Source organism: Nonomuraea sp. NPDC050227, assembly GCF_044459705.1.
In the GTDB taxonomy this organism is placed as follows: Bacteria; Actinomycetota; Actinomycetes; order Streptosporangiales; family Streptosporangiaceae; genus Nonomuraea.
Window position 1 is genome coordinate 257,081 of sequence record NZ_JBITJF010000010.1, and the last position, 24,707, is coordinate 281,787.

Consider the following 24,707-nt stretch of genomic DNA (forward strand, 5'->3'; position numbering starts at 1 on the left):
AAGTGACCGATGAAGAACGCCGACGTGATCATTGCGGGAGCCGGACCGGCCGGCCTCATGCTGGCGATCGAACTGAGCCTGGCCGGGGTGCGGCCGCTGGTGCTGGAGCGGCACCCGAACCGCCGCGACACCCCCAAGGCCGGCGGCCTCGGCGGCCAGATTTTGGAGCTGCTGCGCTACCGGGGCCTGCTGGAGCGCTTCCAGGCTGCCTGCCCCGGCCCCGCCCCGGCACCCCGGTTCCCGTTCGGCGGGGTGCACCTGGACTTCACCCGGCTGGCGGACCCGCCGCTGCACGCGCTGCCGCTCCCGCAGCAGCACCTGGAACGGCTGCTCGACGAACGCGCCGGCGAGCTCGGCGTGGACGTACACCGCGGGCACGAGGTGACCGGCGTGAACCAGGACGACGCCGGGGTGAGGGTGGACGTGCGGGGCCCGGACGGACAGTACCGGGTCAGCGCCCGCTACCTGGTCGGCTGCGACGGCGCGCGCAGCCGCGTCCGGGACTGGGCCGGCATCGGCTTCCCCGGCACCGTCTACCCCGAGGTCAACCGGCTGGCCCAGGTCACCCTGACCGACGAGGTCAGCGTGCTCGGCAACGGCGATCTCGACGTCCCCGGCTTCGGCGTGATCCGCGCCGGTTTCACCCGCACCGACCACGGCCTGTTCGGCCTCGGCTCCTCACCCGGCGCCCGGAGCGTCTCCCTCTACACCATCGAGGACGAGACCACCGACTACGACGACGACGTCCCGATGACCCTGACCGAACTGCAGGACAGCATGCGCCGCGTGCTCGGCGTGCACCTGCCACCTGCGGGATCGACACGGCTGTCGCGCTTCACCTTCAAGGCCCGCCAGGCCGAGCGCTACCGGGCCGGGCGCATCCTGCTGGCCGGGGACGCGGCGCACCTGTTCCCCGCCACCGGCGTGGCGCTCAACGCCGGCCTGCTGGACGCGGTCAACCTGGCCTGGAAACTGGCCGCCGACCTGCACGGCCGGGCGCCGGACGGCCTGCTGGACACCTACCACGCCGAACGCCACCTCGCCGGCGCCCGCACCATGCTGCACACCCGCGCCCAGGTCGCGCTGCGACGCGGGCACGACGCGGCCGCCGAAGCGCTCCGTGAGATGGTCCAGGAGCTGCTCACCGACGAGCAGCCGTTGCGGCGCATGGGATCCATGGTCGCCGGCGCCGACATCCGCTACCCGATGCCCGGCCCGAACCCCCACCCCCTGGCCGGGACGTTCGCACCCGACCTCCCGCTGCACACCGGCCAGGGAACCACCTGCGTCGCCGAACTCCTGCACCCCGCCAGGCCCGTCCTCCTCGACCTCGCCGACCGCGCCGACCTTCGCGAGGCCGCCCGCGCCTGGGGGCAGCGCGTCGACGTCCACACCGCCAGGACCGACCGGCGACCGTCCGACGCCCTGCTGATCCGCCCCGACGCGCACGTCGCCTGGGCCGCATCCGTCGACGAACCCGCCGACACCGCCGTACCGGCGCTGCACGAAGCACTCTCCGTCTGGTTCGGCACCCCCTGACGTGGACCGGAAGCCGACCGGATGCGGGCAGGTCCGTACCGGTCGGGTAGAGGGCCACGGTCAGGGGCCACTGGAACCAGCGGATCAGGAATCCGGTGACCCGCTCGCGGTCGCGGACGCCGGCCGCTCCCGCCCGGCCGCGCCGACGAGCGGGAGGACGACGTCGTCGACGATGGAGGCGATCACGTCGTCGGCGAGCGGCAGGCCGCCCAGGATCACCTCGTTGCGTGCCAGGTCGAAGGGCAGCCGGAGCACCCGGGCAGAAAGGTCGGCGGTGGGGATCTCGCCGCGCTCCGCGGCGCGCGCCAGGACGGCGGCCATCGCGTGCCGGGTCGTGGAGCGTGCGATCCACGCGCGCACCGCGGCGGCGGCGTCCGGGTCGCGGGCCGTTTCCGCGAGCAACCCGGCCAGCACCTCGCCGCGGACGGCGCCGAACCCGTTGACGGCCTCCCGCAGCAGGTCGATCAGGTCCGGGCGCAGGCCGCCGGTGTCCGGCACCGCGGCGACGGGCGGCGCCGCGCGTTCCATGGCCGCGAGCGCGAGCTCGGCCCGGGTGGGCCAGCGCCGGCTGAGCACCGGGCGGCTGGTGCCGGCCGCCGCCGCGACCGCCTCGAACGTCAGCCTGGCGTATCCGGCCTCGTGCAGGATCTGCCAGGTCGCGTCGAGGATGGCGTCGTCCAGTCGCTGTCCCCGTCGGCGCGTGGGCGTCATCGGACCACTCCTTAAGATGCACTTCGAATCTTATCTGTGCTAGCGTGCGAGGGTGCAATTAGATACGTTGTGCATCTTATGGAGGATCGGCAGATCATGACGGAACCCGCCGCCGGCGGCCTCCCCGGCCTGCCGACCGTCAAGTCCTGCCCGTACCTCCCGGCCGACGGCCACGGCCCAGGCCCTGTCACGAAGGTCCGGCTGCCCGACGGGCGCCAGGCATGGGCGGTGACCGGATACGCCGAGGGCCGCGCCCTGCTGGCCGACCCCCGGCTGACCGCCGACCGCGCGCACCCCGGCTCGCCCCTGCCGCTTCCGTTCCCACCCGGCCCGCGCACCCGGCCGATGTTGCTCGGCGCCGAAGGGAAGGAGCACCAGCGACAGCGCAGAGCGCTGATCTCCGCGTTCACCGTCAGGCGCGTCACGGCGCTGCGTCCCCGGCTCGAACACCTCGTGCACGAGCGGCTCGACGCCCTACTGACCGCCGGGCCGCCCGCCGACCTGGTGGCCGGCTTCGCCCTGCCGGTGCCCTCGCTGGCGATCTGCGAGCTCCTCGGCGTCCCGTACGAGGACCATGCCTTCTTCGAGCGACAGGCCAGGCTCCGGCACGACGCCGAGCAGGCCCCGGCGGCCATGGCGGAACTCGGCCGCTACCTCGAAGCCCTCGTGCGGGCCAAGCAGTCGGCCCCCGGCGACGGCCTGATCGACGCCCTGCTCGCCCATCAGGCCGAGCAGGGCGCGACCGACCTGGACGAGGTCACCGGGCTGGCGCTCGTCCTGCTGATCGCCGGCCACGTCACCACCTCCAGCATGATCTCGCTGGGCACACTCGCGCTGCTCGAACACCCCGGGCAGCTCTCCGCCGCACGCGACGGCACGCTCGGGTGGCCCGGCGTCGTGGAGGAGCTCCTGCGGTACGTCGCCAGCGAGGGCACGCTCCCCCGGGTGGCGATCGAGGACGTCGAGATCGGCGGGCAGCTCATCCTCGAAGGCGACGGCGTGCTGATCGTCACCTCCGTCGCCAACCGCGACGAGGCGCTGCTCGACCGCCCCCTGGAGCTGGACGTGCGGCGGCCCGCCGGACGACACCTCACCTTCGGCCACGGCGCCCACCAGTGCCTCGGGCAGAACCTGGCCCGCGCCGAGCTGGAGACGGCCTTCCGCGCCCTGTTCACCCGCATCCCCACGCTCACCCTGGCCGCACCGGCCGGCGAACTGACCACCACGCGCGGATCGGGCCTGGAGAGGCTGCCCGTCACCTGGTGACGGACTCCGTGGACCGGCCCGGACTACTCCCGGCGTCGTAGCCGGCCGCGCACTGGTCCCCTGGCGGTAGCGGCAGGTCACTCCGCCGGCAGGACGCCCCCGGGCGGCGGCGCGACCATCATGGCGGGCATGAGATCAGCAGTGAATGACCGGGAGAGGTCGGAGGTCCTGGGTTCCGCGCTGGACGGCGTGCGCCGCGCGGGCGTGCCGGGCGTGTACGCCGAGGTGCGCGACGGCGGCCGGGTGTGGCAGGGCGCCGCCGGGGTCGCCGACCTGGAGACCGGCCGTCCCGTCGAGCCCGGGATGGCGCAACGGGTCGGCAGCATCACCAAGACCTTCGTCGCGGCCGCCGTCCTGCAGCGGGCCGAGCGGGGCGACCTCCAGCTCGACGCGCCGATCGGCCGCTACCTGCCCCGGCTGGTGCCGGGCGGGCGCGGGCAGCGCATCACCGTCCGGATGCTGCTCAACCACACCAGCGGCATCGCCGAGTACCTTCCCGCCGCGTTCCCGTCACTGGGCGGATTCCCGTCCCTGCCGGACGTCTCGCCGGACAGCCTGGACGGCAACCGGTTCACGTACTTCCCGCCGGCCGAGCTGATCAGGATGGGGCTCGCGGCGCCTCCGACCGGCGAGCCCGGCGGCTCTCCCGGCGTCTACTCCAACACCAACTACATGATCCTCGGCCGGCTGCTGGAGCACGTGACCGGCGCCACGGCCGAGGGGTACGTCACCCGGCACGTCATCGAACGCGCCGGGCTGCGCAACACCGCCTTCCCCGGTGGGCCGAGGATCGAGCAACCGCACCCGCGGATCTACGAGTCGTTCTTCGGCATGATCGATCCGCCCCGCGACTACAGCGTGTACGACATGTCCTGGGTGCGGACGGCGGCCTCCCTGGTGTCCACCATGGAGGACCTCAACACCTTCTACGGCCTGCTGCTCTGCGGCGAGATCGTCGGCCTGTCCATGCTGGCGGAGATGCACCGCACGGTCCCGGTCCGCGCCCACACCGGGGAGATCATCGACTACGGCCTCGGCCTGCAGAAGGTCGAGATCCCGGGAGGCGGCACCTGCTGGGGCCACGGCGGCACGGTCTGGGGAGCCACGACGATGTCGCTGACCCGCGACGACGGCAGGCGGCAGATGTCCATCACGACGAACCTGGCGAGATGGAACAGGCCGGATGCGTCGGGCAGGCCCCGGCCCCATCCTATCGACGCCGCCCTGGCCGCCTTCAGCCGGCAGGTCATGGGTCCTCGCAGCAGAGGCGGCAGCCGTGCGTGACCGAGCCCCTGCCGCCGCCCGCCGTGACCGGACGCGGGGTCACGTCCCGCTTGAGCTGCTCGAAGGCGCTCTCCTGCTGGTAGAGGCCCTTCTCGCCGGCCTCGATCCACTCCTGGGCCTTCACGATCGCGTCGAGCAGGGCGTTGTACTCGGCCTTGGCGCCGGCGCCCGAGAGCCCGTCCGCGCCGGCGAACTCCCGCACCCGCTGGATCTCGATGCCGCGCAGCGCGGACCGGTCGGGGGCGGGGACGAGCCGCAGGGCTTCGTTCAGCTTGACCAGGTGCTCGACGGTCCAGGGGCCGGTGATCGCCGCGAGGACGGTGGTGTCCGTGAGGGGCAGGATCTGGTGGTTGGTCTGGGGCTGTACTCCTGGGGAGCGTACGAAGCGAGCAGTCCGACGCCTTTACAACGTAGATTCCTTACGTCCGGATAGAGAGCAGGCCGTCGGGGTTGCTCGCGGGGTGGTCGCGGATGGCTCGCGATCAGGTCACGGGCACGGCCTCGGGGCCGCCGGTCGGCTAGCGTCACCGGCATGCCCCTCGCCTCGATTCCCAGCCCTTCCCAGGGGGTCTGGCATCTCGGATTCGTCCCGATCCGGGCCTACGCGTTGTGCTTCATCGTCGCCATCGCGTTCGGCATCTGGCTGAGCGAGCGCCGCTGGCGCGCCCGCGGCGGCGAGCGGGGCACGATCGGCGACATCGCGATGCCCGCGGTCATCTTCGGGCTGGTCGGCGGCCGTCTGTACCACGTCCTCGTCGACTGGCAGACCTACTTCGGCCCGCGCGCGATCAAGGAGCCGTACCAGGCGCTGTTCGTCTGGGAGGGCGGGCTCGGCATCTGGGGGGCGGTCGCCCTGGGCGGCGTGGGCGTGTGGCTGGCCTGCCGCCGCCGCGGGGTGCCGCTCGGGCCGGTGGCCGACACGATCGCGCCCGGCATCGCGTTCGGGCAGGCCATCGCCCGGTGGGGCAACTGGTTCAACCAGGAGCTGTACGGCAGCCCGACCACCCTGCCGTGGGGCCTGGAGATCGACCAGGCGCACGGCGGCCTGCCGGGCACGCTCTACCACCCGGCGTTCCTGTACGAGTCCCTGTGGAACGTGGCCCTCGGCTTCGCGCTGATCCTGGCCGGCCGGCGGCTGCGGCCGGACCGCGGCCGGCTGTTCGCCCTCTACGTCGCCGGTTACACCGCCGGACGGTTCTGGATCGAGGGGCTGCGCATCGACCCGGTCGGCGGCGTGGACCACGCGGTGACGCTGCTGGGCCTGCGGATCAACCAGTGGACCTCGATCGTGCTGTTCGCCGGTGCGCTGATCTTCCTCTGGGCGACTCGCCGCAAGGAGAACGAACCGGCCCTGGAGCACAGCGCCTGACGGCCAGGACGGCGTCAGCCGGTCGGGGCGCCGAGCAGCCGTCGCAGGTCGGCGACCGGCTGGACCCCGGAGACCGGCGGACGGCCGTCGATCACCAGGCTGGGCACCCCGGTGACGCCGTACTCGGCCGCGCGGCGCCGGTCGGCGCGCACCTGCTCGGCGTACTCGTCGCCGGCCAGGACGGCGCGCGCCTCCGCGCCGTCCAGCCCGGCCTGAGCGGCCAGCCGCCGCAGGACCTCCGCGTCGGCCACGTTGAGCCCTTCGGTGTGGTACGCGTGCAGCAGCGCCTCCAGCATCTCCTCGGCCCGGCCGCGGGCGGCGGCCAGCTTGACCAGCCGGTGGGCGTCGAAGGTGTTCACCGGCCGGGCCAGGTGCAGGTTCAGCTCCAGGCCCTCGGCCGCGCCCACCTCCCGGATGTGGGCGACGCGGGCGGGAGCCTGCTCCCCCCACCAGCCCGCCATGGCCTCGGCGGCGGTCGGGCCGGGGGTGCGGCCCTCGTCGGGCGCGAGTTCGCGGCTGCGCCAGACGACCTCGACGCCGTCGCGGGCGGGGTGCCCGGCCAGCGCGCGGGACAGGCGTCGCTTGCCGATGTAGCACCAGGGGCACAGCACGTCGGCGTAGATCTCGAGCTTCATGAACGTCCTGTCCTGATCGGGGAAGCGGTCGGGGGGCCAGGACATCGTGCAATCTCAACCGCGCTTGAGGTCAACCCGGCGGCGGGAGGCCGCGCCGGGAGTCCCGGCGCGGCCTCGATGGGGGGACGGGTTCAGCGGGTCGTGATCTCGCTGACGGACAGGTTGCCCCAGGTGTGGTTGGCGGCCTTGACGACCAGGCGCACCTGGGTGGTGGTGACCGGCGCGGGCAGCGGCACCGACCGCCGCTCGACCGTGGCGGTGTTGCTCGCCCAGCTGATCGCCGCGCCGGCCGTCCGGGTCACCCAGGCCGAGCCGTCCCAGGTCTGGACGTCGAGGGAGGTGATGCCCTGGCCCTGGCCGAAGTGGGTGACCAGCACGACCTCGCCGACCGTCCTGGGGTTGGGGAAGGTGAGCGTGACGGTGCCCGGATAGGTGACGCCGGAGGACGGGCTGGCCCAGGTCGTGTAGTCCCAGCCGTCGGTGAGGGCGGCGGGGGTGGTGCTCTGGCCGTCGCCGAAGGAGGTGGTCACGGTCGCGGCCGGCTCGGACCGGCCCGCGCCCGCCGTCCGCTGGACGGCGCCGAGGTCGGGCATGCCCGAGGGCAGGGCCGTGCCGGAGACGTCGCGGCCGCCGTCGGAGGCGATCTCCAGGCCCTGCCGCAGGACCGGGGACGACGCCGTCGGGAGGTAGCCGGACAGGTCGGCGAGCGTGGTGGCGGCGCCGGGCGCGGTCAGCAGCGGGTTGCCGGACAGGGCCGCCCGGTCGCCGCCGGGGACCGGCCCGGACCAGTACAGGTTGCGGTCGTACTGCACGGCGCCGCCGTCGTTGTAGGGCAGGTTGGCGCCGTTGTGGATGACGTTGTTGCGCAGCCGGACGTTGCTCACCGAGCTGCTCCACACCTTCACCAGGCTGAACGAGGCCCGGTCCGGATGGTTCTGGATGAACGGCGTCAGCGGGACCCAGATGGTGTTGTTGTAGGCGTCGATGTTCCTGGTGTTGGTGGAGAAGGCGAAGACCTGGTTGGCGTCGTTCTGGCTGACGTTGTAGCGGATGGTGGCCTCGGCCGGTCCGGTGCCGGTCGAGACGGCGATGAAGAAGCCGCCCTCGTTGTCGTGGCTGAAGTTGTACTGGACCAGGCTGCGGTGGACGGAGGCGTCGGCGTCGAAGGCGTTGCCGTCGCTGGCCAGGCCCCAGTACTTCGTCCCGGACACCTCGTTGAACTGGACGACGGTGTCGTCGGCCCCGGCCCACCAGATGCCGACGTTGCCGTGGTTCTGGGCGGTCCTGGCGACCCGGTTGCGTTCGATGAGCGCGCCCTGGGCCTGCATGACGGTGATGCCGCCCGCCGAGATGTCGTGCACGTCGTTGCCGCGGACGACGACGCCCGTGCTCGGCGTCCAGGGCCGGTAGTCGGCGGCGGGGATGCCCATGAGGTCGCTCCACAGGGACGTCCAGCCTTCGCGCTGCATCCACTGCGACCAGGTGACGATCCCGTACGAGCGGGAGTCGGCGACCTCGTTGCCCTCGATGAGCAGGTCCTGGTAGTAGGTGGCGGTGTTCTTGCCCAGCGCGCTGACGATGATCCCGCCCGCCGACGGGTTGGAGGACTGCGAGCCGGAGGCGGCGCCCTGGATGGCGTGCACGTGGTTGCCGCGCACGGTGATCCGGGGGACGGCGCCGAGGTCGGTCGCGGTGACCGCGATGCCGATGCGCGGCGTGCTCCCCGACCCGGTGTTGGTCACCTCGAAGCCGTCCAGGACGACGTCGTGCAGGTCGGCGAGCTTGACGGCCGCGTCCACGACGCCGCCGCCGGCGATGGACGGCCGGGCGCCGGCGCCGTAGGAGGTGAAGGTGACCGGGCTGCCGGCCGAGCCCGAGCCGCGCGGCGCGAGCCGTCCGGTCCACTGCCCGCCCGCCTTGAAGCGGACGGTGTCGCCGGGCTGGAAGGTCTGGGCGTTGACCTTGTCCAGGGTCCGCCACGCGGTGGACGGTGAGTGCCCGTCGGCCGCGTCGTTCCCTGCGGGGTCGACGTAGTAGGAGGTGGCGGCGTAGGCCGGGGCGGGCGCGGCCACGAAGGTCAGGACCAGCGCGGCGCACGGTAAGAGAACTCGGAACACGGCAACTCCTGGGGAGAGGTGACGGTCGGGCGCCCGAGTTACTAATTAATCAAGGTTTAATATCTTGCCTGAAGAGGGTCAGGTCAAGAGGGAGATCCACGTCGTAGAGAAGCTCGTCCACGTGGTTGAGCGCGTGCCGTACGGCGCCGAGCACGACGGCCTGGTCGGCGAGGGTGGAGATCTCCAGGGCGGGCGGTTCGAGGCAGAGCGGGTCCAGGTGCCGGCGCAGCGGCTCCATGAGCACGTCGCCCGAGCGCGAGACGCCGCCGCCCACCACCACCAGGTCGGGGTCCACGGTCAGCACGATGGCGGCGATGCCCTCGGCCAGGTCGTGCGCGTACTGCTCGACCGCCCACCGGGCGGCGGGGTCGCCGTCCCTGGCCGCGGCGAAGACCAGCCCGGCCACCTCCTCCGGCGCGGCGCCGGGGGCGAAGCGCGCCAGGTGGTCGGGGGCGCGGTGCCAGCCGACCAGGTGCAGCGCGCCGATCTCGCCCGCCATGCCGCGCCCGCCGCGGTGCAGCTCGCCGCGCACCAGGATGCCGGCGCCGGTGCGCACGCCCGACAGCACGAACACCACGTCGTCCACCTCGCGGGCCACCCCGGCCCACCGTTCGGCCAGGGCGGCCAGGTTGCAGTCGTTCTCCACCAGGATCCGGCAGCGGTAGTCGCGGCCCACCTCCGCCGCCAGGTCCAGGCCCGTCCACTCGGGCAGCCCCACGCACAGGCGGACCGTCCCGGACGGGCTCACCACGCCGGTGGTGCCCACGGCCACCGACAACACCTGGTCGGCGGTGACGCCGGCCTCCCCCAGCGCGGCCGCCATCGTCGCGCGGACGGCCGCCAGCCGCTCGGCCCTGCCGTAGTCGGCCTGCACGCGGGTGAAGCCGAGGCCGACGGGCTCGCCCTCCAGGTCGGTCACCTGGGCGCGGACGCTGGAGGAGCCGATGTCGACGCCGACGACGTAGCCGGTCGTGGCCCGGAACCGGTAGAGGCGGGCCGGGCGGCCCATCTGGCCGGCCTCGGGGGCGACCTCCTCCAGCCATCCGTGTCCGTGCAGCTCCTCGACCAGGCCCTCCACGGTCGGCCTGGACAGCCCGGCGCGGCGGGCCAGGTCGGTGAGCGGGACGACGCCCGCCGCGCGGATCGCCCGCAGCGTCGCGATCATGTTGATCCGCCGCAAGCGATGTGCGTCGCTTCCTTGGAGCGCGACCTTCCGCATGGACCCCCCTTGACAGTGCTGCCCGGCGACCAATACAAACAAGGACTAATAAAAACAGCTTTAATTACTAAGTGGCAAACCGGAAGGACATCGATGTCGGAACCCGTCGTCACGCTCGCCGTCGCGGGCGCGGGGCTGCGGAGCACGCTGTACGCCCGCCGGGCCCTGACGACCGGCCGCGCGAGGATCGTGGCCGTCGCCGAGCCTGATCCGCGACGCCGCGCCGCCTTCGCCGCCGAGCACGGCATCGCGCCCGGCAACGTCTTCGCCGACTGGGCCGACCTCGTCGCGGCGGGCCGGCTGGCCGACGCCATGATCATCGGCACCCAGGACCGGATGCACGCCGAGCCCGCCGTCGCCGCGGCCGACCTCGGCTACCACATCCTGCTGGAGAAGCCGATGGCCCCGACCGAGGAGGAGGCCGCGCGCATCACCGAGGCCGCCGAGCGCAACGGGGTCATCCTGGCCGTCTGCCACGTCATGCGGTACACCGACTACACGCGGGCCCTGAAGTCGCTCGTCGACCGGGGCGCCGTCGGCCAGATCATGAACATCCAGCACCTGGAGCAGGTCGGCTGGTGGCACCAGGCGCACTCCTTCGTCCGCGGGAACTGGCGCAACGAGGCGGAGTCGGCTCCGCTGCTGCTGGCCAAGGCCTGCCACGACCTCGACTGGATGGCCTACATCAAGGGCAGTCTGCCGCACCGGGTGTCCTCCTTCGGCGATCTCGTCTATTTCCGCGAGGAGCGGACCCCGGCCGGCGCCACGGCCAACTGCCTCGACTGCCCGGTGGAGGCCACCTGCCCGTACTCGGCCAAGCGGCTCTACCTGGGCTGCCTGGGCGACCCGGACAAGGAGTGGTGGCCGCTGTCGGCGGTCACCGCCGACCACACGGAGCGGGGCGTGCTGACCGCGCTGCGCGAGGGCCCGTACGGCAGGTGCGTGTTCGCCTGCGACAACGACGTGGTCGACAGCCAGGTGGTGAACCTGGAGTTCGCCGACGGCGCCACCGCCTCGTTCACCGTCACCGCCTTCGCCGCCCTGGAGCACCGCAAGACCCGGATCTTCGGCACGCACGGCTCCATCGAGGGCGACGGCGTGCGCCTGCGCCTGCACGACTTCCTCACCGACCGGATCACCGAGATCGACACCCGGACCGGCGCCGGGGCCTCGATGGCCGGCGGCCACGGAGGCGGCGACGACGGCCTGATGGACGCCTTCCTCGACGCCGTGGCCTGCGGCGACCCGGCGATGATCCGTTCCAGCGGTCACGAGAGTTTGGCCACGCACCGCGTGGTCTGGGCGGCCGAGCGCGCCCGCCTGTCCGGCACGGTGATCACTCTCGCCGAGCCCTCCCCCCTTGAAAGGTGACAACCATGACCAACGCCCTCTCCCGGACGGCCGCGCTGGTGGCGGTCGGCGCGCTCGCGTTCGGTGTGACCGCGTGCGGCAACAAGAACAGCGGCGGCCCGGCCGGGCAGGCCGAGCAGAAGTCCCTCGTCTACCGCTCCTCCTGGGGCGAGCAGGAGCCGCAGGCCAAGATCTTCAAGGCGATTCTGGACGACTTCGCCAAGCAGAACAACGTCAAGGTGGACGCGAAGTTCGTCGGCCGCAAGGGCACCGAGAACCTGCCCACCGAGATGGCCGCCGGCCAGGGCCCCGACCTGTTCGACGTCGCGACCGACAACCTGCCCGGCTGGCGGGCCCAGAACCTGAACGCCCCGCTGGACGACCTGCTCACCAAGCAGGTGCCCGGCGAGGGCAAGACCGTCGGCGACGTGCTGCCCGACTCGGTCCGGCAGGCCGCCTCCGACGACAAGGGGCTGGGCTTCCTCCCGCACACCGTGATCTCCACCGCCGTCTGGTACGACGCCGCCAAGCGCCCCGAGCTGGCCGACAACCCGCCGCGCAGCTGGGCGGACCTGATCGCCTTCCTCGACAAGGAGAAGGCCGCCGGCCGGACCGGCATCGGCCAGGACGGCACCATCCCCTTCTACAACGTCTACTGGTTCTACTCGGCCCTGGTCCGCGCCAACGGCGCCGGCAGCCTGCTGGCGCTGTCGAAGGACGCCGCCGCCTGGGACAAGCCCGAGGTGCTGGCCGCCGCCAAGCAGGTCGAGCAGCTCACCAAGGGCGGCTACTTCCAGCAGGACCACATGGCCACGAAGTACCCGGCCGCGCAGGACGACTGGGCGCAGGGCAACTCCGCCCTGAACATCAACGGCACCTGGCTGGCCAGCGAGGTCAAGGCGAAGACCCCGCCCGGCGCCAAGATCCGCTCCTTCCAGCTCCCGGCCGGCGGCAAGGACTCCGTCGAGGTCGGCGCGCTCGGCTGGGGCGTCAACGTCAAGGGCAAGAACGTCGAGACGGCCAAGGAGTTCCTGGCCTTCGCGCTGCAGAGCAAGTACCTGAGCCGCATCTCCACCGAGGCGCTCAACATCCCCTCGCGCCCCGACATCCCCGCCCCCGACTTCCTCGCCGACGTGCAGAAGGCGATCGCCGAGGCGCCCGCCGTGCACAAGACCTACGACACCCTGGCCGCCGACAAGGCCTACTGGGTGGACCTCCTGCTGCCCCTGGACGACCAGCTGCTGGCGGGCAAGATCGACGCCGCCGAGTTCGTCGCGCAGGGCAAGAAGAAGACCGCCGACTACCTCGCGAACAAGGGCTGACATGGCATACGGCTCCCTCGTTGCGGAGACGGCGCTCCCGTCGCGGGATCCGTACCGCGGCAAGATCCTGCGGCCGGCGCGGGAACGGGCCTTCTGGCCCTTCCTGCTGCCCGCGCTCGCGCTCTACACGCTGCTGTTCGTGCTGCCCTCCTTCTACGGCGTGTGGGTCAGCCTGTACCGCTGGGCCGGTCCTGGCGCCGAGATGGAGTGGCGCGGCCTGCGCAACTACCAGGCGCTGCTGCGCAACGACGCGTTCCTGCAGTCGTTCGCCAACACCTTCCTCCTGGCGGTCGCGGGCGGCGCGCTGGTCTTCGGGATCACGTTCCTGTCGATGATGGCGCTGCGCCACCTGAAGGGACGGGCCTTCATCCGGTCCGTCGTCTTCCTGCCGATGATCATCTCGGCGATCGCGGTCGGCGCCGCGGTCGGGTTCCTGCTCAACCCCGGCGGCGTCGTCAACCAGGTGCTGGGCTGGGCGGGCATCGACGGGCTCCCCTGGCTCGGCCCCGACCTGGTCTTCCGGTGCGTCATCGGCGGGCTGGTCTGGTCCTCCACCGGCTTCTACATCGCGCTGATGATGTCCGCCGTGGACGGCATCCCGCCCCACCTGTACGAGGACGCGGTGCTCGGCGGCGCGACCAAGTGGGAGCAGTTCCGCCACATCACGCTGCCGCTCACCTGGGACGTGTTCGCGGTCGCCGCCGTGTTGTGGGTGGTCAACAGCCTGAAAGTGTTCGAGATCGTGATCGCCTTCACCACCGGCGGCACGCCCGGCGCCCCGCCGCTGCAGGCCAGGACCGTGGCCGTGCAGCAGTACACGGTGATCACCGGGGGCGGCGTGCCCGAACTGGGGTCCGGCGCCGCGATGGGGGTGGTGGTGACCCTGATCACCATCGTGCTGATCGTCCTGGTGCGCCGCATCACCCGCCGAGAGAGCGTGGAGCTGTCATGACGACCGTCCCGGTGAGGCGTCCGCTGGCCCGGCTGCTGGGCGACCTGCTGCTGCCCCGGCTGACCGCCGTCGCCCTGTGGGCGTGGGTGGTCTTCAACCTGGCCCTGGTCGCCTGGGTCGGCCTGCAGTCGCTGAAGTCCTCCGGCGAGGTGTGGCTGCACCCGTTCGCGCTGCCCGACTCCCCCGCCTGGGAGAACTACGACTCGGCCTGGCAGGCCGGCCAGTTCTCGATCGCCGCGCTCAACAGCGTCGTGCTGACCGCGCTCGGCGCGTTCCTCATCGTCGTGATCGCGGCGCCGGCCGCCTACGCGCTGTCGCGGTCGTCGCGGCGGATCGCCGGGCCGATCACCGGGTTCTTCGCCGTCGGGCTGAGCATCCCGCTGCAGACCATGGCGATCCCGATCGTGGTGGCCAGGCTGTCGGTCTATACGTTCATGGAGGACTGGGTCACCGGCTGGTGGGACAACCGCATCACGCTGCTGGTGTTCGAGGTCGTCCTGTCGCTGCCGTTCGCGGTGTTCGTCCTGACCGGCTACTTCCGGTCGCTGCCCAGGGAGGTCGAGGAGGCCGCCGAGCTCGACGGCGCCGGGCCGCTGACGGCGTTCGTCCGCGTGATCGCGCCGCTGGCCCGGCCGGGCCTGACCACCGTGCTCGTGCTCAACGTGATCGGCCTGTGGAACTCGACCCTGCTGGTCCTGCTCATCACCCCGCTGCCCGAGGAGCGCACGCTCCCGGCGGCCCTGCTCAACCTGTACTCGACCATGCAGTACAGCTCCGACTGGGGCGGCCTGTTCGCCGGGATCGTGATCCTCATCTATCCGATGGTCATCCTCTACATCTGGCTCGGCCGGCGGGTCGTCGAAGGCATGACGGCCGGTATCGGCAAATGACCTGGAAAGGACGCCCGCTCTTGCGCGTCATCGTCACCGCTTTAACGCTGTTCGCCGGACTCCTGGCCGCCACCCCCGCGCAGGCCGCGACCGGCACCACCTACTACGTCGACGCCTCGGCCGGCGACGACGCCGCCGACGGGTCGAGCCCGGCCACCGCCTGGCGGAGCCTGGACAAGGCGAGCGAGCTGCGGCTCGGCCCCGGCGACCGGCTGCTGTTCCGGGCCGGGCAGCGCTGGACCGGCCGGCTCACCCTGAAGGGCGCCGGCGCGCCCGGCGACCCGGCGACGGTCGGCTCCTACGGCCAGGGCGCCAAGCCGCTGATCGAGGGCGGCGGGCTCGACGGCGCCGCCGTCACGATCGCCGACGTGCACGACTTCGTCGTGGACGGCCTCCAGGTGACCAACAGCGACGGCCGGGCCGTCTACCGCACCGGCGTCAACCTGTACGCCAAGGACTCCGGCAAGCTGGCGAACGTCACCCTGCGCAACCTCGACATCCACGACGTGGACGGCGCGGGCGGCCACAGCGTCGCCACCGCCGGGCTGCTGATCTCGATCAGGGGCAACCGCACGCCGACCTGGTTCGATCGGCTGGTCATCGAGGACAACGAGATCTCGAAGATCGGCTCCTACGGGATCATCATGTGGTCCACCTGGTCCCGCCGCAACGGCATGACCAGCCTCTACCCGGTCGAGACCGGCATCCCCGACAGCGAGGTGGTCGCCTGGACGCCGAGCACGGGCGTCGCCATCCGCGGCAACCACGTCCACGACGTGACCGGCGGCGGCATCACCCCGATGCACACCAAGGGCGCGCTGGTCGAGGGCAACAAGGTCGAGCGGGCGGTGACCGGCCGCACCAAGCCGACCGGCGGCAACGTCGGCATCTGGTGGCAGGGCAACGACGACCTCGTCGTCCAGCGCAACGAGGTCAGCGGCACCGGGTTCAACGGGCCGGGCTCCGACGGGCACGGCTTCGACTCCGACGCCGACAACAACCGCAGCATCGTGCAGTACAACTACAGCCACCACAACGACGGCGGCTTCTTCATCGCGGTGTCCTTCGCCGGCGCGCCCACCCGCGACACCGTGGTCCGCTACAACGTCAGCGAGAGCGACGGCTACGAGGTCTTCGGGCTGTCCACGGCCACCCACGGCACCGACATCCACCACAACACCGTCTACGCCGACGGCCGGGTGGTCGAGGTGAAGCCGCCGCTGGCCGGGGCCGGCAAGTATCCCCTGGGCAAGGTCGTGCGGATCTACAACGACGCCGCGGGCGTCACGGTGCGCGACAACGTGTTCCTCAACGCGGCCGGCGCCGGGTTCGACGGCAAGAACGGCGCGATCTACGACCACAACCTGTACTGGGGCACGCCGCAGCCGCCGACGGGGCCCGACCACGAGGCGATCGTGGCCGACCCCCGGCTGGCCTCGCCCGGCTCCGGCGGCCTGGCCGGTTACCGCCCGCTCGACGGCTCGCCGGTGTTCGACGCGGGCGTGAGCGTGCCCGCCGTCTCCGACCTGGCCGGCACGCCCGTCCCGGACGCGGCGCCCGACCTCGGGGCCTACCAGCGGGCCGTCCCGCTCCCCGAGGTGAGCAGCACGTTCACGCCCAAGGGCCAGCTGGAGCGGCTGGCCGACCGTGACCCGGACACCTTCTGGCAGAGCGTGCCCAAGCCGCGCTTCCCCGGCACCGTCGACCTGACCTACGCCGTGCCGCGCACCTTCGGCCGCGTCGAGGTGAGCGGCTCGCCGGACATCGTGTTCGACGTCCAGACCTCCGCGGACGGCCGTACCTGGCAGACCAGGGCCAGCGGCGCCAAGCAGGCGGTGACGCTGCCCGAGGAGGTCACCACGCGCCGGGTGCGGCTGGTCGTCACCGGCGAGGGCCGCTTCCGGATCGGCGAGGTGCGGCTGAGCGTGCCCGCCGCCGCCGAGCCGTACCTGCCGCCCGGCGGCGTGCCGGGGGCCACCTCGTCGTTCACGTCGGCGTCCGCGCTGGAGAACCTGATCGACGGCGACCCCGGCACGCCGTGGGCCTCGGCCTCGACCGGGGTGACCTTCCCCGGCGACATCACCGTCGACTACCGCACGCCGCGGACCGTCTCCGAGGTCACCCTGCACACCGCCTGGGCGGGGGGCCAGGGCATCACGGACGTCTCCCTCCAGACCTGGGACGGCGACTCCTGGGTCACCCGGGTCGACCACCATCTCATCGACTGGCCGTCCAGCAGCGCCACCGTCGAGACCAGCACGATGCGGCTGCCCGCGCCGGTGTCCACGCAGAAGATCCGGCTGATCGTCCACAAGGCGAACCTCGAATGGGGCAACCTCGCCCTCTACGAGATCGTCACCCGCTGACCAGATCAGGAGAATGAAGGCATGACTCAGGTGCTGTCGGGAGCGACGCATTACTTCCGGGTCCTTCCGGAGCAGTGGCGGCAGCGCCTGGCCATGCTGCGGGCCATGGGCCTGGACACCGTCGAGACGTACGTGGCCTGGAACCTGCACGAGCCGCGGCCCGGCCACTTCGACTTCACCGGCCGGGCCGACCTGGGCCGCTTCCTGGACCTGGCGGCCGAGGAGGGGCTGCGGGCGATCGTGCGGCCGGGGCCCTACATCTGCGCGGAATGGGACAACGGCGGCCTGCCCTGGTGGCTGCTCGCCGACCGGGACGCCCCGCTGCGCTGCCACGACGAGACCTTCCTCGGCCACGTCGGGCGCTTCTTCGACGAGGTGATCCCGATCGTCGCCGCCCGGCAGGCCACCCGCGGCGGCAACGTGATCATGGTCCAGGTCGAGAACGAGTACGGCTCCTACGGCTCCGACCGGCGCTACCTGGCCTGGCTGGCCGACGGGCTGCGCGAGCGCGGCCTGGACGTCCCGCTGTTCACCTCCGACGGCGCGATCGACCACATGCTCTCCGGCGGAACCCTGCCGGGCGTGCGGGCGACGGTGAACTTCGGCTCCGACCCCGAAGGCTCCTTCGCCGAGCTGGCCCGCTTCCGGCCCGAGGACCCGCCGGCGTGCATGGAGTTCTGGAACGGCTGGTTCGACCACTGGGGCGACACCCACACCACCCGGGACGCCGCCGAGGTGGCCGGCATCCTGGAACGCATGCTCGCCGCGGGCGCGTCGGTCAACCTGTACATGGCCCACGGCGGCACCAACTTCGGCACCTGGGCCGGCGCCAACCTGGGCGGCGACCTGCAGGACGGCGAATACCAGCCGACCGTCACCTCCTACGACTACGACGCCCCGATCGACGAGCGGGGCGCGCCGACCGAGAAGTTCTGGGCCTTCAGGAAGGTGCTGGCCGCCCACCGGGAGGGCCAGGTGCCCGAGCCGGAGCCGCTGCCGCCGACGCTGCCGCCCGGCGCCGTCGAGCTGACGCAGTCGTTGCGGCTGTTCGACGCGCTCCCGCCGGTCGCGGCCCGCTCGGCGCGCCCGCCGACGTTCGAGGAGCTCGGGCTGGCCCACGGCCTGGTGCTGTACCGGGCCACCGTGCACGGGCCGCGGGGTCCGTACGAGCTGCACGTCGACGGCCTGGCCGACCGGGCCCACCTGTTCGTGGACGGCGAGCCGGTGGCGGTGCTCGAACGGGACCGGCTGACCGGCGTGCCCGTCGCGGTGCCCGGCCCGTCGGCGGTGGTGGAGCTGCTGGTCGAGTCGATGGGCCGGGTCAACTACGGCCCCCGGCTGGGCGACCGCAAGGGCATCGTCGGCGGCGTGCGGCACGAGCGGCAGTACGTGCACGGCTGGGAGGCCGTGCCCATCCCGCTGGACGACGTGTCCGGGCTGCCGTGGGGCCGTACCGGCGCGACGACCGGGCCGGTCTTCCACCGCGGCACGCTCACCGTGGCCGAGCCGCGCGACGCCTACCTGGCCCTGCCCGGCTGGACCAAGGGGTACGTCTGGGTGAACGGGTTCTGCCTGGGCCGCTATTGGGACCGGGGCCCCCAGCGCACCCTCTACCTGCCGTGGCCGCTGCTGCGGGCGGGCGGCAACGAGCTGGTCGTCCTCGAACTGGACGGCTGCCGGGAGCCGGTCGTGGAGATCCGCGAGGAGGCCGGCCTTGGCTAACCCGTGCCCGGTCGTCGTGCCCCGCCTGCAGCAGTGGGACGGCGGCGCCGGCGTGCTCCCCCGGGCCGCGCTGGCCAGGGTCGTGAGCGGCGAGAACGCCCTGCGTGACCGGCTCGTCCGGGAGATCGGGCAGGTCACCGGCCTGACCCTGGCGGCGGCCGGTGGGCCGGCGGGCGCCGGTGACGTCGTCCTGACCCTCGACCCGGCGCTGACGTGGGAGGCGGGCGGCGCCCGCTTCGCCGAGGAGGGCTACCTGCTCGCCGTCACCGGCGAGCAGGTCCGGATCTCCGCGCCCACGCCCACCGGCCTGTTCTACGGCACGCGCAGCCTGCTGCAGATCCTGCGCACCACCGCCGAGCTGCCGGTGGGCGCCGCCGCCGACTGGCCCGACTACCCGGTGCGCGGCTTCATGCTGGACGTGGGCCGCCGCTTCTTCACGCCCGGCTTCATCCGCGAGCAGCTGGCCGTCATGGGCTGGTTCAAGCTCAACGAGCTGCAGCTCCACCTCAACGACAACGGCTTCCTGGCCCCGGACGGAACCTGGGCGGAGGTGCAGGCGGGCTTCCGCCTGGTGCCGGAAGATCCCGCGCTGGCCGGGCTGGCCTCGGCCGACGGCGCCTACGACCGGGCGGACTGGGACTCCTTCGAGGAGGCGGCGGCGGCCGAAGGCGTCACCCTGGTCCCCGAGATCGACGCGCCCGCCCACTCTCTGGCGTTCGTCCGGTTCCGTCCCTCGCTCGGGCTGGGCGACGACCACCTGGACCTGTCGAAGCCGGAGGCCACGCAGTTCGTCAAGGACGTGTTCACCGAGTTCGCCCCCTGGTTCCGCGGCCCGCACGCGCACTTCGGCGCCGACGAGTACCTGGCCGACGAGCCGCGCTACCGGGAGTTCTTCAACGCGATGGCGGCCCACCTGCGGGCGCTGGGCAAACGTCCGCGCGCGTGGGGCAGCCTGACCAGGATGGCGGGCGGCGTCCCCGAGGGCTACGACCGGGACGTGGTGATCAACTGCTGGGCCACCGTCTGGTACGGCCCGCACGAGGCAGGGCGGGACGGCTACTCCTTCGTCAACACCAGCGACTCCCTGCTCTACATCGTCCCGGCCGCCACCTACTACCACCCCGACGGCCTGGACGGCGAGTACCTGTACGACCACTGGGCGCCGCACGTCTTCCCCGACGGCCAGAGCGTGGCCCCCGGCGATCCGCGGCTGCTGGGCGCCATGTCGGCGGTGTGGAACGACATCACCGCGGCGCCCTACACCGAGGACGACGTGCGCGACCTGGTCGAGCCCACCTTCGCCGTGCTGGCCCAGAAGATGTGGAGCGGCGCGGGCGGCCTGCCGTACGGCGCCTTCATGGACGCCGTGCGGGAGGCCGGGCGCGGGGACATGCGGCCCTGACGGCGGCACGGGGTACGTCAGGGGTGGACGGCGGGCACGATGCGCCAGTCGCGCTGGAAGACGAGGTTGTGCAGGTCGGCGGCGGCGATGGCCCTCAGGACGGGGACGAGCTCCGCCGCCTGCTCCGCGTCCGCGACGTTGAGCGGCCACTCCCCCACGGTGGCGCCCCGCAGGTGCGGATGGTGGAATCCGGCGCCGTAGTGGGCTGTCAGGGTGATCGGCGCGAGGCCCGCCGCCCGCTGCGCCGGCCACGACAGCGTCCAGACGGCGAAGCTGCCGCCTGCGGCGTCGGCCCGCGTGCCGGTGGCCTCGACGGCGCCGGCGCCCAGCAGGAGGTGCCGGTCGAACTCGGCCAGCACCTGCCGGGCGGGCGCGTCGAGGAGTGCGACGGCCCGCCGGAAGGCGTCCTGTTTGCCCTGGCGGGTGACGTGCCCGGCGTGGGTGCCGTCCCGCAGGTCGGCGAAGTGGCGGACGAGCGCCTCAAGGGGGGCGGGGGGAACGTTCATCGGTGATCCTCTCGATGGTCGGACGGGTCCGGCCCGCGCAGGGCCCGCGCGAGCAGCCGGAGAAGGGGACGGCCGGGGCGCAGCACGTCGCCGTGGACGGCGCCCGGCGGGCGGAGCAGCCGCGCCGGGACGCCGTCGGCGCGCAGCCGCCGCGCGTAGGACTCGACGTCGTCGTGCACGGGGTCGTCGCGGCCGACGGCGAGCACGGCGGGGGCCACCCCGGCCAGGGTGGGCGCCTCCCAGTGCGTGGTGTACAGGCGGGTGCCGTCGGCGTCGCGGACGGCGGCCGGCCGGTCGCCGCGCCAGGCGCGCCAGGCCCGGCGCAGCGGCTCCGCCTGCGGGAACGCCGACGGCGAGCGGTGGTAGGAGGCGCCGGCGCAGGCCGGGTCGAACGGCGGGTAGGCCAGCACCTGCGCGGCCATGGCGCGGCGCGAGCCGGTAGTCGACGCTGATCACCGTCCAGCCGGACCAGGCGGCCAGCGCCGCGGTGGCGTCGTGCCAGCCGGCGGCCGAGCCGCGCTGCCAGCTGCCGCCGTGCGCCCAGACCAGCAGCCCGGCGGGCGGCAGGCCCTGCGGCCGATGGACGCGGACCGGCACGGGAGGCGAGCCGGGAAGGACGAGACGTGACCACGGCGGCTCCCGGCGTCCGCCGGTCACGGCGATCACCGCGCCACTGGGCTGAGGATCCATGAGGTGCTCCGCGACGAGAGAGGGACGGCGGGTCAGGCGTGCCCGCGGTCGCGCCGGCCGCGCAGGAAGATCGCCGCGACCAGGACGCCGAGCAGCACGAGCGCGGCGTTGACCGCGATCGCGACGGTGACGCCGTGCAGGACGGCCGCGCCGGTCACGGCCCCGGCCGTCGCGGCGGTGACGATCGCGGACATGATCGGGGTGCCCATGGTGATGCCGATCTGCTGGGACATCGAGGCCAGACCGGTGGCCAGGCCCTGCTCGCGGTCGGGCAGGCCGGTGGTGGCGGTGACCATGAAGCCGACGATGACCAGCATGTTCCCCACGCCGCCCAGGAAGGTGGCGGGCAGCAGCAACGCCATCGAGCCCGAGGCGCCGCCGAGGAGCAGCAGCGCGCCGGTGCTGACCGCCTGCAGCAGCCCGCCGCCGACCAGCACGGTCACGGTGGAGGTGCGGGCGATCGCCTTCGGGGCGAGCAGGCCGCCGGCCACGGTGCCGAGACCGAGCACGCCGAACGACAGGCCGGCGGCCAGGGCGGTGAAGCCGAGGGTCTTCTGCAGGTAGAGGGTGAGCAGGTACACCAGGGACGTCTCGGTGACGAAGGCCAGCAGGCCGAGCAGGTTGCCCCAGGCCACGGTCGGCTTGCGCAGCACGTGCAGCGGCACGAGCGGCGCGGCGGCGCGCCGCTCGACCAGGTGGAACAGGCCGAGCAGGACGGCTCCGCCCAGCAGCCCGGCCAGGGCGAGGGGGTGGGTCCAGCCGTGCTCGCCGGCCTGCGTCAGGCCGTAGACGACGCCGAGCAGCCCGAGGGTCACGCTGAGCGCGCCGGGCAGGTCGAGCCGGGGACGATCGGCGGGCCGGGACTCGGCGATGACCGCGGGCGCGACGATGAGCACGGCGAGGGCGACGGGCACGTTGACGAAGAACGCCCAGCGCCAGGAGAGCAGGTCGGTCAGGACCCCGCCGAGCACGGCCCCCGCGGTGAACCCGGCGGACATCAGGGCGCCGTTGAGGCCGAGCGCCTTCTGCCGCAGCGGCCCTTCGGGGAAGGACGTGGTGAGCAGGGCGAGCCCGGCCGGGGTGGCGGCGGCCGTCGCGAGGCCCTGGGCGATGCGGGCCACGATGAGGACGTCGGGGGTGGGGGCGAGCCCGCCGGCGAGCGAGGCCGCGCCGAGCAGCGCCAGGCTGCCGAGGAAGATGCGCTTGCGGCCGACCAGGTCGCCGATGCGGCCGAAGAAGAGGGTGAAGCCGGCCGCGCACAGGGCGAAGGCGGTGGCGATCCACTGGAGGCCGGACAGGGAGAAGCCGAGGTCGTCGCCGATGGCGGGCAGGGCCACGTTGAGGATCGAGAAGTCGACGGCCAGCATGAACTGGGCGACCAGGAGCACCGCGAGGACGAGGCGCAGGCGGCCGGTCAGGCGCCGTGGCGGGGCCTGGGCGGCGGACGTGGGCAGGGGTGTGGTGGTGGTCATGGCAGGGCTTTCTCTCGGGCGTGCCGGTCGGCATGCCGCCGCAAACGGTTCTTTAGTTCCGTTAAGATGAGAGAACAGTAGCACCGGAACCGGCGTTAAGGGAACTATGGTTCCGATAAGGGTTCGAACGAGGGGAGTCCGTATGGCCGCCGTGCCACCGCCGGGTGCCGTCCGTCCTGGTGGGCGTACCGCCCGCGTCCGCGAGGCCGTTCTGCGGGCCGCCGGCGACACCCTGGTCGAGAAGGGCTTCGCCGGGCTCGACCTCGCCGACATCGCCCGCGTCGCGGAGGTCGGCAAGACCACCGTCTACCGCCGCTGGGGCACGCCCGGCGCGCTCGCCGCCGACCTCCTCAAGGACATGGCGGAGACCTCGCTGCCCCGCGCCCGCAACGGCGACGTGCGGGCGGACCTGCGCGACAACGCCCGCCTGGTCGTCAAGACCCTCACCGACCCCCGCCAGGGACGCCTGTTCAAGGCGCTGATCGCCGCCTCGCTCTGCGACGGGGAGGCCGCCCGGGCGCTGCACCGTTTCTACGCCGTCCGCATCGAGGAGTGGGCGGGCTGCGTCACCGACGCGATCGGGCGCGGCGAGCTGCCGCCCGGCACCGACCCGCGCCGGGTGATCGCCGCCGTGTCCGCGCCCCTGTACTACGCGCTGCTCAACAGCGGGGAGGCCCTCGACGAGGCCGCCGCCGACCGGGCCGCCGCGGCGGCGCTGGCCGCGGCCCGCGCCGGAGCCCTGTGAGCCCTGTGCGCCCTGTCAGATCTTGAGCGCGGCGTAGACGGTGTCGAGGTAGCCGGTGAAGTCCGCGGTGTACTCCCGGTACCGTCTCCGCCAGCGCTCCAGGTCGGCGGCCGACACCGCGGAGCCGAGCACCGCCGTCAGGTGGGCGATGAGGAAGGTGTCGTCCTGGCCCGCCTCGAACCGCACCCGGCTCTCGACGATCTCGAACCTGCGCATGAGGTCGAGGCGGAGCAACTGGTAGAGGAAGGACTCGGCGGCGAACCTGAGCGACTCCGGCATCTCCTTGGAGATCGACTGCGGGCCGTGGTACCAGGACAGGTAGATGGCGTCGTCGAAGATCTCGAACCGGTAGGTCGCGGTGTCCTCGATGTAGGCCAGGTCCACCGGGCAGATGTGCCGGTAGTCGAACAGCGCGACCGTGCTCATGACGAGCTCCTCGCGCAGCTCCTCCGACAGGGTGGAGTTGTCCTTGCCCGCCAGCCTGGCCCAGCTGGTGCGGTCGGTGGCGCGGCGCGAGATGGCCAGCTTGTCGCCGGGGTTGAGCATCGCGACCCGGACCTGGTGGGGGAAGTGGCGGGACCTGGTCAGCCGGGCCGACACGTAGCGGGCGCTCGGGCCGCAGAAGGCGTAGAACCCGGTGGCCTCCAGGCTCGCGGTCACGTCCTTGTTGAAGGCGTCCCCGTACGTGCCGTCCACCGGGTCGAAGGACGGGTAGACGGCCGTCGGCATGAACCCCTTGTGCATCGAGGCCACCTCGGCGCGCAGCCCCGTGGCCAGGTCGTCCAGGTGCTGGGCGATGTTCTCCTCCATGCCGCGCTGCTGCACCTGGGAGCTCAGGACGGAGAACACGACGGCGAAGGCCACGGACGCGATCAGGTTGAGGCCGATCGAGGAGAGCACCGCCGCCCTGGTGAGGGCCCGGTCGGGGAACACCATGAGGACCGCGGCGAGCAGCGTCACCGCGCAGGAGAAGCCGAAGGCGTACCAGCTCAGGGTGTTGCGGAGCTTGCGCGGGGGCGTAGGCATGCACAGATCTCGCTTCGTCGCCGAGTGTCGCCACGATCCCCGATCCCGTTCCATGCTAACCGCACCGTCGGCGCCGTGTCGTAATCACGACATGGCAGACAAACGGCACGGGTGACACCTGGCG

The 24,707-nt window shown here is 72.7% G+C and carries 21 protein-coding genes and 1 pseudogene; 12 read left to right on the forward strand and 10 right to left on the reverse strand.

Going from position 1 to position 24,707, the window contains the following annotated elements; all coding sequences use genetic code 11:
• The first annotated feature begins 9 nt into the window (after window positions 1-9).
• A complete protein-coding gene (locus tag ACIBK9_RS34715; RefSeq protein WP_397162818.1) occupies window positions 10-1,539 on the forward strand; it encodes an FAD-dependent monooxygenase in 1,530 nt (509 codons plus the stop codon).
• Between the two features lie 84 nt (window positions 1,540-1,623).
• Here ACIBK9_RS34715 and ACIBK9_RS34720 read toward each other — a convergent pair whose 3' ends face one another.
• Window positions 1,624-2,250, reverse strand: a complete 627-nt coding sequence (locus tag ACIBK9_RS34720; protein ID WP_397162819.1) for a TetR/AcrR family transcriptional regulator — start codon at window positions 2,248-2,250, stop codon at window positions 1,624-1,626.
• Window positions 2,251-2,346: 96 nt separating this feature from the next.
• On the opposite strand from ACIBK9_RS34720, the gene ACIBK9_RS34725 reads away from it, so the two are divergent.
• The gene (locus tag ACIBK9_RS34725; protein WP_397162821.1) at window positions 2,347-3,516 is read left to right on the forward strand and encodes a cytochrome P450; all 1,170 of its coding nucleotides are present in this window, start codon (window positions 2,347-2,349) and stop codon (window positions 3,514-3,516) included.
• Between the two features lie 129 nt (window positions 3,517-3,645).
• The gene (locus ACIBK9_RS34730; protein ID WP_397162823.1) at window positions 3,646-4,800 is read left to right on the forward strand and encodes a serine hydrolase domain-containing protein; all 1,155 of its coding nucleotides are present in this window, start codon (window positions 3,646-3,648) and stop codon (window positions 4,798-4,800) included.
• Here ACIBK9_RS34730 and ACIBK9_RS34735 read toward each other — a convergent pair.
• Window positions 4,763-5,002: a hypothetical protein gene (locus ACIBK9_RS34735; protein ID WP_397162825.1), complete on the reverse strand. Its 240-nt coding sequence runs from the start codon at window positions 5,000-5,002 to the stop codon at window positions 4,763-4,765. The genes ACIBK9_RS34730 and ACIBK9_RS34735 overlap by 38 nt on opposite strands.
• A gap of 330 nt (window positions 5,003-5,332) precedes the next feature.
• Here ACIBK9_RS34735 and lgt point away from each other — a divergent pair, with 330 nt between their 5' ends.
• Window positions 5,333-6,169 (forward strand): prolipoprotein diacylglyceryl transferase, encoded by an 837-nt coding sequence (gene lgt, locus ACIBK9_RS34740; RefSeq protein WP_397162826.1) that lies wholly within the window; start codon window positions 5,333-5,335, stop codon window positions 6,167-6,169.
• A 14-nt stretch (window positions 6,170-6,183) separates the two neighbouring features.
• Here the strand turns inward: lgt and ACIBK9_RS34745 are convergent, their stop codons facing one another.
• From ACIBK9_RS34745 to ACIBK9_RS34755, 3 genes are all read right to left on the reverse strand, one after another.
• Window positions 6,184-6,804, reverse strand: coding sequence for a DsbA family protein (locus ACIBK9_RS34745; protein WP_397162827.1), 621 nt, complete (start codon window positions 6,802-6,804; stop codon window positions 6,184-6,186).
• Window positions 6,805-6,935: 131 nt separating this feature from the next.
• Window positions 6,936-8,921 (reverse strand): right-handed parallel beta-helix repeat-containing protein, encoded by a 1,986-nt coding sequence (locus ACIBK9_RS34750; RefSeq protein WP_397162829.1) that lies wholly within the window; start codon window positions 8,919-8,921, stop codon window positions 6,936-6,938.
• Between the two features lie 49 nt (window positions 8,922-8,970).
• Entirely contained in the window at window positions 8,971-10,086 is a 1,116-nt protein-coding gene (locus ACIBK9_RS34755) for an ROK family protein (RefSeq protein WP_397162831.1), read from the reverse strand.
• Window positions 10,087-10,233: 147 nt separating this feature from the next.
• On the opposite strand from ACIBK9_RS34755, the gene ACIBK9_RS34760 reads away from it, so the two are divergent.
• From ACIBK9_RS34760 to ACIBK9_RS34790, 7 genes are read left to right on the forward strand one after another with little or no spacing between them, the layout of a single operon-like run.
• On the forward strand, window positions 10,234-11,511 hold the full coding sequence (locus ACIBK9_RS34760) for a Gfo/Idh/MocA family protein (protein ID WP_397162833.1): 1,278 nt from the start codon (window positions 10,234-10,236) through the stop codon (window positions 11,509-11,511).
• Window positions 11,512-11,516: 5 nt separating this feature from the next.
• Window positions 11,517-12,812 carry an ABC transporter substrate-binding protein gene (locus ACIBK9_RS34765; protein ID WP_397162835.1) on the forward strand — a complete coding sequence of 432 codons (1,296 nt, stop codon included), beginning with the start codon at window positions 11,517-11,519 and terminating at the stop codon, window positions 12,810-12,812.
• Window position 12,813: 1 nt separating this feature from the next.
• Window positions 12,814-13,764: a sugar ABC transporter permease gene (locus tag ACIBK9_RS34770; RefSeq protein ID WP_352360126.1), complete on the forward strand. Its 951-nt coding sequence runs from the start codon at window positions 12,814-12,816 to the stop codon at window positions 13,762-13,764.
• Window positions 13,761-14,654, forward strand: coding sequence for a carbohydrate ABC transporter permease (locus tag ACIBK9_RS34775; protein ID WP_397162837.1), 894 nt, complete (start codon window positions 13,761-13,763; stop codon window positions 14,652-14,654). Before ACIBK9_RS34770 ends, ACIBK9_RS34775 begins: the two co-directional genes overlap by 4 nt.
• A gap of 20 nt (window positions 14,655-14,674) precedes the next feature.
• Window positions 14,675-17,020 (forward strand): discoidin domain-containing protein, encoded by a 2,346-nt coding sequence (locus ACIBK9_RS34780; RefSeq protein WP_397162839.1) that lies wholly within the window; start codon window positions 14,675-14,677, stop codon window positions 17,018-17,020.
• A 21-nt stretch (window positions 17,021-17,041) separates the two neighbouring features.
• Window positions 17,042-18,742 (forward strand): beta-galactosidase family protein, encoded by a 1,701-nt coding sequence (locus ACIBK9_RS34785; protein ID WP_397162840.1) that lies wholly within the window; start codon window positions 17,042-17,044, stop codon window positions 18,740-18,742.
• Window positions 18,735-20,144, forward strand: a complete 1,410-nt coding sequence (locus tag ACIBK9_RS34790; RefSeq protein ID WP_397162841.1) for a glycoside hydrolase family 20 protein — start codon at window positions 18,735-18,737, stop codon at window positions 20,142-20,144. The genes ACIBK9_RS34785 and ACIBK9_RS34790 overlap by 8 nt, the downstream gene beginning before the upstream one ends.
• 17 nt (window positions 20,145-20,161) lie before the next feature.
• Here ACIBK9_RS34790 and ACIBK9_RS34795 read toward each other — a convergent pair whose 3' ends face one another.
• From ACIBK9_RS34795 to ACIBK9_RS34810, 4 genes and pseudogenes are all read right to left on the reverse strand, one after another.
• The gene (locus tag ACIBK9_RS34795) at window positions 20,162-20,650 is read right to left on the reverse strand and encodes a hypothetical protein (protein ID WP_397163086.1); all 489 of its coding nucleotides are present in this window, start codon (window positions 20,648-20,650) and stop codon (window positions 20,162-20,164) included.
• Window positions 20,647-21,072, reverse strand: a complete 426-nt coding sequence (locus tag ACIBK9_RS34800) for an alpha/beta hydrolase fold domain-containing protein (RefSeq protein ID WP_397162843.1) — start codon at window positions 21,070-21,072, stop codon at window positions 20,647-20,649. Before ACIBK9_RS34800 ends, ACIBK9_RS34795 begins: the two co-directional genes overlap by 4 nt.
• Window positions 21,073-21,130: 58 nt before the next feature.
• Window positions 21,131-21,340, reverse strand: a pseudogene (locus tag ACIBK9_RS34805) (hypothetical protein); the annotation flags it as partial.
• 32 nt (window positions 21,341-21,372) lie between these two features.
• Window positions 21,373-22,812: an MFS transporter gene (locus ACIBK9_RS34810; protein WP_397162845.1), complete on the reverse strand. Its 1,440-nt coding sequence runs from the start codon at window positions 22,810-22,812 to the stop codon at window positions 21,373-21,375.
• A 142-nt stretch (window positions 22,813-22,954) separates the two neighbouring features.
• Here ACIBK9_RS34810 and ACIBK9_RS34815 point away from each other — a divergent pair, with 142 nt between their 5' ends.
• Complete coding sequence (locus tag ACIBK9_RS34815) at window positions 22,955-23,557, forward strand: TetR/AcrR family transcriptional regulator C-terminal ligand-binding domain-containing protein (protein ID WP_397162847.1); 603 nt, start codon at window positions 22,955-22,957, stop codon at window positions 23,555-23,557.
• A 15-nt stretch (window positions 23,558-23,572) separates the two neighbouring features.
• Here the strand turns inward: ACIBK9_RS34815 and ACIBK9_RS34820 are convergent, their stop codons facing one another.
• Window positions 23,573-24,583, reverse strand: a complete 1,011-nt coding sequence (locus ACIBK9_RS34820; RefSeq protein ID WP_397162849.1) for a hypothetical protein — start codon at window positions 24,581-24,583, stop codon at window positions 23,573-23,575.
• Window positions 24,584-24,707 lie beyond the last annotated feature (124 nt).

What these genes read in the sequence shown, in the direction of transcription:
- ACIBK9_RS34730 (WP_397162823.1), top strand. Translation starts at nt 3,646, where the DNA reads ATGAGATCAGCAGTGAATGACCGGGAGAGGTCGGAGGTCCTGGGTTCC.
- ACIBK9_RS34795 (WP_397163086.1), bottom strand. Translation starts at nt 20,650, where the DNA reads ATGAACGTTCCCCCCGCCCCCCTTGAGGCGCTCGTCCGCCACTTCGCC.
- ACIBK9_RS34785 (WP_397162840.1), top strand. Translation starts at nt 17,042, where the DNA reads ATGACTCAGGTGCTGTCGGGAGCGACGCATTACTTCCGGGTCCTTCCG.
- ACIBK9_RS34715 (WP_397162818.1), top strand. Translation starts at nt 10, where the DNA reads ATGAAGAACGCCGACGTGATCATTGCGGGAGCCGGACCGGCCGGCCTC.
- ACIBK9_RS34800 (WP_397162843.1), bottom strand. Translation starts at nt 21,072, where the DNA reads ATGGCCGCGCAGGTGCTGGCCTACCCGCCGTTCGACCCGGCCTGCGCC.
- ACIBK9_RS34755 (WP_397162831.1), bottom strand. Translation starts at nt 10,086, where the DNA reads ATGATCGCGACGCTGCGGGCGATCCGCGCGGCGGGCGTCGTCCCGCTC.
- lgt (WP_397162826.1), top strand. Translation starts at nt 5,333, where the DNA reads ATGCCCCTCGCCTCGATTCCCAGCCCTTCCCAGGGGGTCTGGCATCTC.
- ACIBK9_RS34720 (WP_397162819.1), bottom strand. Translation starts at nt 2,250, where the DNA reads ATGACGCCCACGCGCCGACGGGGACAGCGACTGGACGACGCCATCCTC.
- ACIBK9_RS34745 (WP_397162827.1), bottom strand. Translation starts at nt 6,804, where the DNA reads ATGAAGCTCGAGATCTACGCCGACGTGCTGTGCCCCTGGTGCTACATC.
- ACIBK9_RS34820 (WP_397162849.1), bottom strand. Translation starts at nt 24,583, where the DNA reads ATGCCTACGCCCCCGCGCAAGCTCCGCAACACCCTGAGCTGGTACGCC.
- ACIBK9_RS34810 (WP_397162845.1), bottom strand. Translation starts at nt 22,812, where the DNA reads ATGACCACCACCACACCCCTGCCCACGTCCGCCGCCCAGGCCCCGCCA.
- ACIBK9_RS34725 (WP_397162821.1), top strand. Translation starts at nt 2,347, where the DNA reads ATGACGGAACCCGCCGCCGGCGGCCTCCCCGGCCTGCCGACCGTCAAG.
- ACIBK9_RS34765 (WP_397162835.1), top strand. Translation starts at nt 11,517, where the DNA reads ATGACCAACGCCCTCTCCCGGACGGCCGCGCTGGTGGCGGTCGGCGCG.
- ACIBK9_RS34760 (WP_397162833.1), top strand. Translation starts at nt 10,234, where the DNA reads ATGTCGGAACCCGTCGTCACGCTCGCCGTCGCGGGCGCGGGGCTGCGG.
- ACIBK9_RS34775 (WP_397162837.1), top strand. Translation starts at nt 13,761, where the DNA reads ATGACGACCGTCCCGGTGAGGCGTCCGCTGGCCCGGCTGCTGGGCGAC.
- ACIBK9_RS34770 (WP_352360126.1), top strand. Translation starts at nt 12,814, where the DNA reads ATGGCATACGGCTCCCTCGTTGCGGAGACGGCGCTCCCGTCGCGGGAT.
- ACIBK9_RS34815 (WP_397162847.1), top strand. Translation starts at nt 22,955, where the DNA reads ATGGCCGCCGTGCCACCGCCGGGTGCCGTCCGTCCTGGTGGGCGTACC.